Origin of the sequence: Kocuria sp. CCUG 69068 (genome assembly GCF_020833785.1) — a bacterium.
Taxonomy (GTDB): Bacteria; Actinomycetota; Actinomycetes; order Actinomycetales; family Micrococcaceae; genus Kocuria; species Kocuria rosea.
This window is the reverse complement of record NZ_PDDL01000130.1, coordinates 1-8,663: the sequence shown is the minus strand read 5'-3', so window position 1 is coordinate 8,663 and position 8,663 is coordinate 1. Positions and strand designations below refer to the sequence as shown.

Annotated in this window: 10 protein-coding genes, 1 pseudogene and 1 riboswitch; of the genes and pseudogenes, 4 read left to right on the top strand and 7 right to left on the bottom strand. The window is 74.4% G+C overall.

Features of this window, described 5'->3' with window-relative positions:
- Nucleotides 1-1,149 (top strand): NUDIX domain-containing protein (locus CRM73_RS20005; protein ID WP_370658561.1); only part of this gene is annotated, 1,149 nt, incomplete at its 5' end.
- On the opposite strand, the gene CRM73_RS16925 is transcribed toward CRM73_RS20005, so the two are convergent.
- From CRM73_RS16925 to CRM73_RS16910, 4 genes are all read right to left on the bottom strand, one after another.
- Complete coding sequence (locus CRM73_RS16925) at nucleotides 1,067-1,333, bottom strand: hypothetical protein (RefSeq protein WP_017832735.1); 267 nt, start codon at nucleotides 1,331-1,333, stop codon at nucleotides 1,067-1,069. The two genes, CRM73_RS20005 and CRM73_RS16925, sit on opposite strands and share 83 nt — an antisense overlap.
- A 131-nt stretch (nucleotides 1,334-1,464) precedes the next feature.
- Nucleotides 1,465-2,214 carry an NlpC/P60 family protein gene (locus CRM73_RS16920; protein WP_229588589.1) on the bottom strand — a complete coding sequence of 250 codons (750 nt, stop codon included), beginning with the start codon at nucleotides 2,212-2,214 and terminating at the stop codon, nucleotides 1,465-1,467.
- A 272-nt stretch (nucleotides 2,215-2,486) separates the two neighbouring features.
- Complete coding sequence (locus CRM73_RS16915) at nucleotides 2,487-3,152, bottom strand: C40 family peptidase (RefSeq protein ID WP_035926910.1); 666 nt, start codon at nucleotides 3,150-3,152, stop codon at nucleotides 2,487-2,489.
- A gap of 5 nt (nucleotides 3,153-3,157) precedes the next feature.
- A riboswitch (cyclic di-AMP (ydaO/yuaA leader) is annotated at nucleotides 3,158-3,347 on the bottom strand.
- A 318-nt stretch (nucleotides 3,348-3,665) separates the two neighbouring features.
- Nucleotides 3,666-4,352 (bottom strand): metal-dependent transcriptional regulator, encoded by a 687-nt coding sequence (locus tag CRM73_RS16910; protein WP_017832738.1) that lies wholly within the window; start codon nucleotides 4,350-4,352, stop codon nucleotides 3,666-3,668.
- Between the two features lie 234 nt (nucleotides 4,353-4,586).
- On the opposite strand from CRM73_RS16910, the gene serC reads away from it, so the two are divergent.
- Nucleotides 4,587-5,726 (top strand): phosphoserine transaminase, encoded by a 1,140-nt coding sequence (serC, locus tag CRM73_RS16905; RefSeq protein WP_017832739.1) that lies wholly within the window; start codon nucleotides 4,587-4,589, stop codon nucleotides 5,724-5,726.
- Here the strand turns inward: serC and CRM73_RS16900 are convergent.
- The 3 genes from CRM73_RS16900 to CRM73_RS16890 form a co-directional block, all read right to left on the bottom strand.
- Nucleotides 5,723-6,943 (bottom strand): MFS transporter, encoded by a 1,221-nt coding sequence (locus CRM73_RS16900; RefSeq protein WP_017832740.1) that lies wholly within the window; start codon nucleotides 6,941-6,943, stop codon nucleotides 5,723-5,725. The two genes, serC and CRM73_RS16900, sit on opposite strands and share 4 nt — an antisense overlap.
- Before the next feature lie 53 nt (nucleotides 6,944-6,996).
- Nucleotides 6,997-7,554, bottom strand: a complete 558-nt coding sequence (locus tag CRM73_RS16895; protein ID WP_017832741.1) for a DUF3027 domain-containing protein — start codon at nucleotides 7,552-7,554, stop codon at nucleotides 6,997-6,999.
- A gap of 81 nt (nucleotides 7,555-7,635) precedes the next feature.
- On the bottom strand, nucleotides 7,636-8,019 hold the full coding sequence (locus CRM73_RS16890; protein ID WP_229588588.1) for a cold shock domain-containing protein: 384 nt from the start codon (nucleotides 8,017-8,019) through the stop codon (nucleotides 7,636-7,638).
- 154 nt (nucleotides 8,020-8,173) lie between these two features.
- Between CRM73_RS16890 and CRM73_RS16885 the strand changes: the two genes are divergently transcribed.
- Both CRM73_RS16885 and CRM73_RS16880 read left to right on the top strand, forming a co-directional pair.
- A complete protein-coding gene (locus tag CRM73_RS16885; protein ID WP_081615734.1) occupies nucleotides 8,174-8,425 on the top strand; it encodes a hypothetical protein in 252 nt (83 codons plus the stop codon).
- Nucleotides 8,426-8,428: 3 nt separating this feature from the next.
- Nucleotides 8,429-8,663 (top strand): annotated as a pseudogene (locus tag CRM73_RS16880) (hypothetical protein); the annotation flags it as partial.

Below are 8,663 nucleotides of genomic sequence, written 5' to 3'. Positions count from 1 at the left end.
GTCCCGGCGCGGGCGCGCCCGGACCGGATCGCCCGGGTCCTGCTGCGGCGGTGGGCCGCCCGCTTCCCGGGGCACCCGGCGCTGGGCGAGGAGCTCGTGGACCGGTGGAGCGAGCCGCACCGGCACTACCACGGTCCCGCCCACCTGCTGGCGGTGCTCGAGGCCGTCGACCTGCTGCGGCCCGGCGTCGACCTCGATCCCGACCGGTCCGCCGCCCTGGTCCTCGCCGCCTGGTTCCACGACGCCGTCTACCGGGGCCGCCCCGGAGCGGACGAGCGGGCGTCGGCGGAGCTGGCCCGCACCCGGCTGGGCGCCGCCGGCTTCGCCGCGCCGCTCGTGGCGGAGGTCGAGCGGCTCGTCCTGCTCACCCTCGGGCACCGGGTCCCCGAGGGGGACGCCGCCGGACGGGTGCTCCTGGACGCCGACCTCTCCGTGCTCGGCGCGGACCCGGACGGGTACGCCGCCTACGCGGCGGGCGTGCGGAAGGAGTACGCGCACGTGCCCGGACCGGAGTTCGCCCGGGCCCGGCTGGAGGTGCTGGAGGACCTCCGGGGCCGGTATCCGCTGTTCCGGACCGCCGCGGCGCAGGACCGGTGGGGTCCGGCGGCGGCCCGCAACCTCGACGAGGAGATCGGCCGGCTGCGCGCGGCCGCCGAGGTGTCCCCGGACGCTCCCCCGGCGGACGCCGAGGTGCTGACCATCACCGCCGTGTGCCTGCGGGACGACGACGGGGCGCTGCTGACGGTGCGCAAGCGGGGCACGGAGCGCTTCATGCTGGTGGGCGGCAAGCTCGACCCGGGCGAGTCCCCGGCGGCCGCCGCCGTGCGGGAGACCGCGGAGGAGGTCGGGCTGCGGCTGGACGCCGCCCAGCTGCGCCCGCTCGGGGTGTTCGTGGCGCCGGCCGCGAACGAGGCGGGCACGTGGGTGCGGTGCACCGTGTTCACGGCACCTCTCACGGGGCGGCCGGTGCCGCTCGCGGAGATCGAGGAGCTGCGCTGGCAGCCCGTCGACGAGGACTCCCCCGGCGCGCTGCCCGCGGACCTGGCCCCGCTGCTGCGGGAGCACGTCATTCCGGCGCTGCGCCGCGCTCCCGGCGGTCCTCGGTCACGGCCGCAGCGTGCCGCCTCCGGTGGAGCAGGATCCCGGTGATCAGGCCGAGCACGATCCCGATGCCCCCGAACACCGAGAGCCACATCGCGGCGTGCCCCACGAACGCGGCGACGACGAAGCCGGCCACGATGCCTGGCACGGCGCCGCCGATCATGCCGTAGGCCATGTAGGCGTACTCGCGGTCCAGGCTCGTGCGGGCGTTGCGGCTGTAGTCGGTGGACATGGGGCCAGTCTATCGGCCGCCGCCGGGGCGCCGGGGTGGCCGGCGCGGTGGGCGCCGGGATGACAGCGGGTGCGCGGTTCCCGTCTGGCCGACCAGGAACCGCGCACCCGAAGCGGTGCTCTCGCGTGCGGTCAGCGCACGCGGACGTAGACGGGGCCGGAGCCCACGTTGACGCTGTCGATGACGGTCGTGCCGCCGTTCCAGCCGCCGTGGACGGCCTTGCCGCCACCGATGTAGACGCCGATGTGGGCCGCACCCATGCCGCCGTCGGCGTAGTAGACGAGGTCGCCCGGCTGCGCCTGGCCGGCGGAGACCTGCGTGCCGAGGCTCAGGTAGGAGGCCGGCCAGCCGTGGTGGTTGATGCCGGCGGCGCGCAGCGCGTTGGTGACGAGCGCGGTGCAGTCCTGGCCCACGCCGAGCTGGCCCATGGCGGCGGAGGAGATGGTCGCGCCCTTGCCGGAGGCCGAGCTCTGCGGGGTGACGGTGCGCTGGGCGGCCGGAGCGGCCTGCACGGCCGGCTTCGGGGCGGGCGCGGCGGCGGGCTTCGGGGCCGGAGCGGCCACGGCGGGAGCCGCGACGACCGGGGTCTCGACCTTCTGCCGCTCGGCCTTCTTCTCGACCTTCTTCTCGGACTTCCGGTCGGACTCGACCTTCTGCACGTGGGCGACGGGCTCGAGGGACACGGCGGGCGCCGCGGCGGGGGTGGCCGCGGCCACGGCGGACAGCGGGGCGTCGGCGGAGGCGTCCTGGGCCGGAGCGGCCTGCACGGAGACGGTGGTGGCGAGGGCCAGCCCGGAGAAGGCGGCCACGGCGGCCACGGTGCGGGCCTTGCCGGAGAAGAGCGAGCCGATGCCGTTCGAGGAGGTCAGATCACGGGTCATGAGGAGTTCAGACGACTTTCTTTCGGAGCCGGGCCTGCCGGAGGGCGCGGGTGACAGCACGGATCGCCCCGGGCAGTGCGCGGGGTGGGCCGGTGTCCGGCAGGGGTGCGTTCCGGGATCGGGAACGACGGCCGGCGAGCGGAGGAGGGGGCGCCGTCCGGTCGGACAGCAGGCACCGCCGGGAACCGGGAGAGCGGTTCTCGGCGTGCGGGGTGGGGGGGTGATCGGGTGCCGCCCGCGACGAGCGGGGTCGTCGCGGGCGGCGGACCGGATCAGAAGGTGTAGTAGCCGTCCAGCTGCATGGCGTTGACGGAGTGGACCTGGGTGCCCTGGGTCGGGTTGAGGGCGGAGATCATCTTGCCGCCGCCGATGTAGATGCCCACGTGGGCGCCGCCGTTCTGCGAGACGAGGTCACCGGGCTGCGGGTTGGCGGTGGGGGTGCCCGCCGCGAACTGGGACCAGGTGGTCCGGGGCAGGTCGATGCCGTTCTGGGCGAAGACCCACTGGGTGAAGCCGGAGCAGTCCCAGGCGCCGTAGGCGGTGCCGCCGTAGACGTAGCCCGCACCCTGCGCGGACATCGCGGTGCCCACGACGCCGCCGGCGGCCGGGGCGATCTCGGTGGTGGCGGTGGACTGCGGGGTGACGCTCGAGGTGGCGGCGGTCTGCTGCGGGGCCGGGGCCGGGGCCTCGTAGGCGGGAGCGGCGGGCTGCGCGGCGACCGGGGCCTGGTAGGTGTACGAGGAGTACTCGGCCAGCGAGGCGGAGGCCGGGGCCGAGTAGGCCGCGCCGGTCTCGACGGGAGCCTGGGCGAAGGCCTGGGCCGGGGCGACGGAGCCGATCATCGCGGCGCCGGCAGCGGCGGCGATGGTGGTGTTGCGCACGACGTGCGAGGTGGTCTCGGCACGGTGGCGGGCAGCGTTCAGCGTGAAAAGCGACATGGTTGAGTTCCTCCCTTTGCCTACGAGGTGAGCTGTCGGATTCGGGTGGGAGACACCCGGCCGCAGAACGCACGCGCTCTGACGACTTAACCCCAAGGACCCGGATCACCGGGACCGAAAGTGGTTCCCCCGCTTCTGCCAAGCAGTTTCTGTGTAGAGGCCACGGGCACCGGCAGAATTCGGCGATGTGCTCCGAGGGCGCCGATCCGACCAGTGATCGGCACGCGTTGAACAGTACATGACAGATTACGGAAGTGTCACGTTTTGATCACGACAGATAACAGCCGGACAACGCTGCGGGTCTCAATGAGTAGCTATTGAGAGGAAAGGTCGAATCAATTCGCACCTGTGACGAGCTGTGCAGTGTCTTCGAGCGCCCTGGGAATCCGCCTGTCACCAGGGAAGCCGCGCCTCCGGGGTCCGGCTCGGGCCGGACTGGCCGAAAGTGGCTTGTGAACGTCCCCACACCCGGGAAGAACCGTTCGCCGCCCCGCTCCGGGAGACGGCGGCGCCTCAGGGAGCGAGGACGCGGATGGCCGCGGCGGTGCGCAGGTCGATCTCCGCGGACCGCCCCGTGGCCGCCACCTCGATGCGCACGATCTGACCGTCCACCCGGGCCGTGACCTCCGCCCCGGTGAGCACTCCCACGTCGCTCAGCACGCCCAGGAGGTCCGCGTCCGCCTGGACCACCTCCGGCAGCAGCGCCACGGTGTGCGACCCGTCCGGGTCGTGGCGGGCGGCGTCGAGCAGGGAGGGGTGCGCCGCTGCGGGGCTCTCTTCGACCCCGAGGGCGGCCAGACCGGGGATCGGCGTGCCGTACGGCGAGTACCGGGGGCTGTGCAGCAGGTCCACGAGCCGCCGCTCGACCTGCTCGCTCATCACGTGCTCCCACCGGCACGCCTCGTCGTGCACCTGGGCGAGGTCCAAGCCGATGACGTCGGCGAGCAGCCGCTCCGCCAGCCGGTGCTTGCGCATCACCTGCACCGCACGCTCACGGCCGGCAGGGGTGAGCAGCAGCGACCGGTCCTGGCCCACCGTCAGCAGCCCGTCCCGCTCCATCCTGGACACCGTCTGCGAGACCGTGGGCCCGGAGTGGTCGAGGCGCTCGACGATCCGCGCCCGCATCGGCGTGATCCCCTCCTCCTCGAGCTCGAGGACGGTCCGCAGGTACATCTCCGTGGTGTCGATCAGGTCGCTCATGCCTCAGTCATCCTTCGTCCGGCCGTCCCGGCCCGGGGATCCCGCCCGGTCCGGTCTTCCCGCACGAGCTTAGTGCGCGAGCCCTCCGGCCGCCCGGAGGGAGGAGGCGCCCGCGGGGCCCGCCGTCCGCGGGTGGGGCAGAATGGGCCGAGTCGCGAACGGCGCGAGCGGCCTCCGCGGCGGCCGTGCCCGTCGCGCACCACCCGCCGCACGTCACCCACGAGGGAGCGCCCGTTGCCCGCACACGTCACCATCCCCCAGCACCTGCTGCCCGCCGACGGCCGCTTCGGCGCCGGCCCCTCCAAGATCCGTCCGGCACAGGTCGAGGCCGTGTCGCGCGCCGGGGCCGGCCTGCTCGGCACCTCCCACCGCCAGGCGCCGGTGCAGGAGCTCGTGGGCTCGGTGCGGGAGGGCCTCGCGCAGTTCCTCGGCCTGCCCTCCGGCCACGAGGTGCTCCTGGGCCTGGGCGGGGCCACCGCGTTCTGGGACGCCGCCGCGTTCGGGCTGGTCGAGCGGAGGGCCCAGCACCTGGTGTTCGGGGAGTTCGGCGCGAAGTTCGCCCAGGCCACCGACGGCGCACCGTTCCTGGAGCCCTCCTCGATCGTGGAGTCCGCCCCCGGCACCCGCCCGGACGCCCGGGCGGAGGAGGGCGTGGACGTCTACGCGTGGCCCCAGAACGAGACCTCCACCGGTGTCGCCGCGCCCGTGCACCGGCCCTCCGGGATCGCGGACGACGCGCTGGTGCTGGTGGACGCGACCTCGGCCGCCGGGGGGATGGCCGCGGAGGTGGCCGCGGCGGACGTCTACTACTTCTCCCCGCAGAAGAACTTCGGCTCGGACGGCGGACTGTGGCTGGGCGCGTTCTCCCCCGCGGCGATCGAGCGGATCGAGCGGATCGGCGCCTCCGGGCGGTGGATCCCCGACTTCCTGCAGCTGACCACGGCGCTGGAGAACTCCCGGAAGAACCAGACCTACAACACCCCGGCCCTGGCCACGCTGGTGATGCTCGACGAGCAGGTCCGCTGGCTCAACGACCAGGGCGGCATGACCTGGGCCGCGGCCCGCACAAAGGCCTCCTCGGACCTGGTCTACGGGTGGGCCGAGGCCTCGTCCTTCGCGTCCCCGTTCGTGGCCCGCCCCGAGGACCGCTCCACCGTGATCACCACCGTGGACTTCGACGCCGCCGTGGACGCGGCCGCCGTCGCGGCGGTCCTGCGCGCCCACGGCGTGGTCGACGTCGAGCCCTACCGCAAGCTGGGGCGCAACCAGCTGCGGATCGCCACGTTCGTCTCCATCGAGCCCGACGACGTCGCCCGGCTGCTGGCCTGCGTGGACCACGTCGTCGAGCAGCTCCGCGGAGGAGCCGGGCGCTAGCCGGAGTTCTCGGGCGCGGAGCGCTCCGCGCGCAGCCGCAGCCAGACGACGAAGCCCACCAGGGCCCCGCCGAGTCCCGCCGCCACGGCGACCCCCATGCCCCAGCGCGCCCCGAGGGCGTCGGTGATCCAGCCGACGACCGGCGCCCCGATCGGGGTGCCGCCCATGAAGATGGCCATGTAGAGGCTCATGACGCGTCCGCGCATCACCGGCGAGGTGGTGGACTGCACGTACGCGTTGGCGGTGGTCATGATGGTCAGGGAGGACAGCCCGCAGGGGACCAGCCACAGCGCGAACAGCGGCAGGGTGGGCGCCGTCGCCGCGCCCAGGCAGCTGAGGGCGAAGACGGCGCTGCCCCCGTAGACGTAGCGCAGCCGGGCGCTGCGGCGCCGGGCCGAGAGCAGGGCCCCGGCCACCGTGCCGACCGCGAGCACCGAGTTGAGCAGCCCGAAGGTCTCCGAGCCCCGGCCGAACTCGGGTCCGGCCATGGCGGCCAGGAAGACCGCGAAGTTCAGCCCGAAGGTGCCGATGAGGAAGATGGTGACCAGCACCGCCACGATGTCGGGGCGGCCGGCCACATAGGCCAGCCCCTCCCGGATCTGGCCCCGCCCCCGGCCGGAGCGCGGCATCCCGCGCAGCTCGTCGGCGCGGATCGCCAGGACGGCGGCGAGCATCGCGCCGAAGGTCAGCGTGTTGAGGAGGAACACCCAGCCCGAGCCGATGGCGGCCACGAGCACGCCGGCCACGGCGGGCCCGATCATCCGTGCGGCGTTGAACGAGGTCGCGTTCAGGGCCACGGCGTTGGAGAGGTATGCGTCGTCGACCATCTCCGAGACGAAGGTCTGGCGCACGGGGGCGTCGAGGGTGGAGACGACGCCCAGGGCGAGGGCGAAGCCGTAGACGTGCCACAGGGTGGCCGCGTCGGCCAGGACCAGCGCCCCCAGGCCGGCCGCCAGCACCGCCATGGCCGTCTGGGTCCACAGCAGCAGGCGCCGCCGGTCGAGCCGGTCCGCGAGCACGCCGGCCCAGGGCGCGAGGAAGAGCTGGGGCAGGAACTGCAGGGCCGTCACCACGCCCATGGCGGTGGCGTCGTGGTCCGAGAGCTCGTCGAAGACCAGCCACGACTGGGCCGTGCGCTGCATCCACGTGCCGATGTTGGACACGAGCGCGCCCAGGAACCACAGCCGGTAGTTGCGGAACCGGAAGGACCGGAACATCCCGCGCGCGGGCTCCGGGGCCTCGTCCGTCCTCGCGGTCCCCGGCGGGACGGTCAGAGCTCCTCGCCCTCCTGCGGCGGGACCGGCGTGTCCTCGGCCCGGTCACCGGACGCCGGCTCGCCGTCGGGGGCGCCGCCGGAGCCCTCGGGCCCGCCGGCCGCCGCGGTCTCCCCGGCCTCGTCCTCGGCCCGGTCCTGCTCCTCCTGGGCCTTCTCCTCGGCGCTGACGCGGGCGGACCACGGGACCCACTCGGGCGCCAGCAGGGCATCCTCCCCCGGCAGCAGGCCGACCTCGCAGACCGTCACCGCCTTGCTGCGCGGGGCGCGGGCCAGGCTCGCGAACCAGTTCCAGCCCCGGTACCCGGGCAGGGTGCACTCGAAGTGGTGGACGACCAGCCGGTCCTCCTCCACCGTCACCCGGTGACCGCCGCCGATCTGCGAGGGCTCCGCGATCTGCTCCACCCCGGCGCGAGCCGTGGCGACGTCGGCCACGAGCAGGGGGTCCTGCTTCGGGGCCCGGCGACGGCGGGGCGCCGCCGCCACCGGTGCCGCCTGCTCGGGCGCCGGCGGCACGGCCTCGGCGGGCGCGTCCTGGACGGTCTCCTCGGTCACTGCTGGTCTCCCTCGGGTGGGTGCCGGCGGGGGCCGGCGGGTGGTTGCTCGGGATCGGTGGACGGCAACGGCGCGGCGGCCTCAGACGTCCAGGTTGTCGGCCACCGTGCGCAGGATGGCGGCGATCTTCTTCCCGTGCGCGGAGTCCGGGTAGCGGCCCCGGTGCAGCCCGTTGGACATCTCGTCCAGGAGCTTGATGAGGTCCTCGGTGATGACCGCCATCTCGTCGGCGGGCTTGCGGACGTTCTTCGCGACCGACGGGGTCCGGTCGAGGATCCGGACGGAGAGCGCCTGCGCGCCGCGCCGACCCTGGGCCACCCCGAAGTCCATCCGCGTGCCCGGCTTCACCGTGGTGGCACCGGAGGGCAGCGCCGAGGAGGGCAGGAACACTTCCTGGCCGTCGTCGGCCGCCAGGAAGCCGAAGCCCTTCTTCGCATCGAACCACTTGACCTTGCCGGTGGGCACGCTGTCTCCCTCGTCCTCGTGTTCGTGGAGGGGCGGCCCGTCGGTCCCTGCCGCCGAGCCACCCTGTGGAACCTCCCATTCTAGCCCTGCTCCGGGGGCGGGGACCGCCGGGGCGCGGTCAGCGGCACACCGTTGCGCTCGGTACCCTGGAGCCATGCCTGTCTCCGACGACCGTGCGCCCGCGCCCCGCACTGCCCGACGCCCCGGGATCGACGTCCTCGGCGTCTCCGCGGTGGTGCTCGGCCTGGTGTGCGCCGTGTGCCTCGCCCTGCTGCTCGTGCTCACGGCCGTCGGAGCGGACCCCTGGGACGGGCTCACGGTGGTGCCGTGGTTCGCGTTCCCGGTGGCCTTCCTGCTGTTCTGCGCGGTCCTCGTGCGCTCCCTGCTGCGCCGCCGCCGGGCCTGATCCGTGCTCCCGGACGGGCTGCTCCGGGATCTCGCGTCCCGCTCCCCCGCCGAGCTGGGCGAGCTGCTCGCCGCCCGGCCCGACGCCGCGCGCCCGGGCACGGGGTCCCTCGAGGACCTCGCCGAGGCCCTGCTGTCCCGGGCGGGGCTGCGCCGGGCCCTCGACGCCCTCTCCCGGCCCGAGCTGGACGCCGTCGAGCGCGCCGTGCTGCTGGGCCCGCCGGAGGATCCCGCCGCGC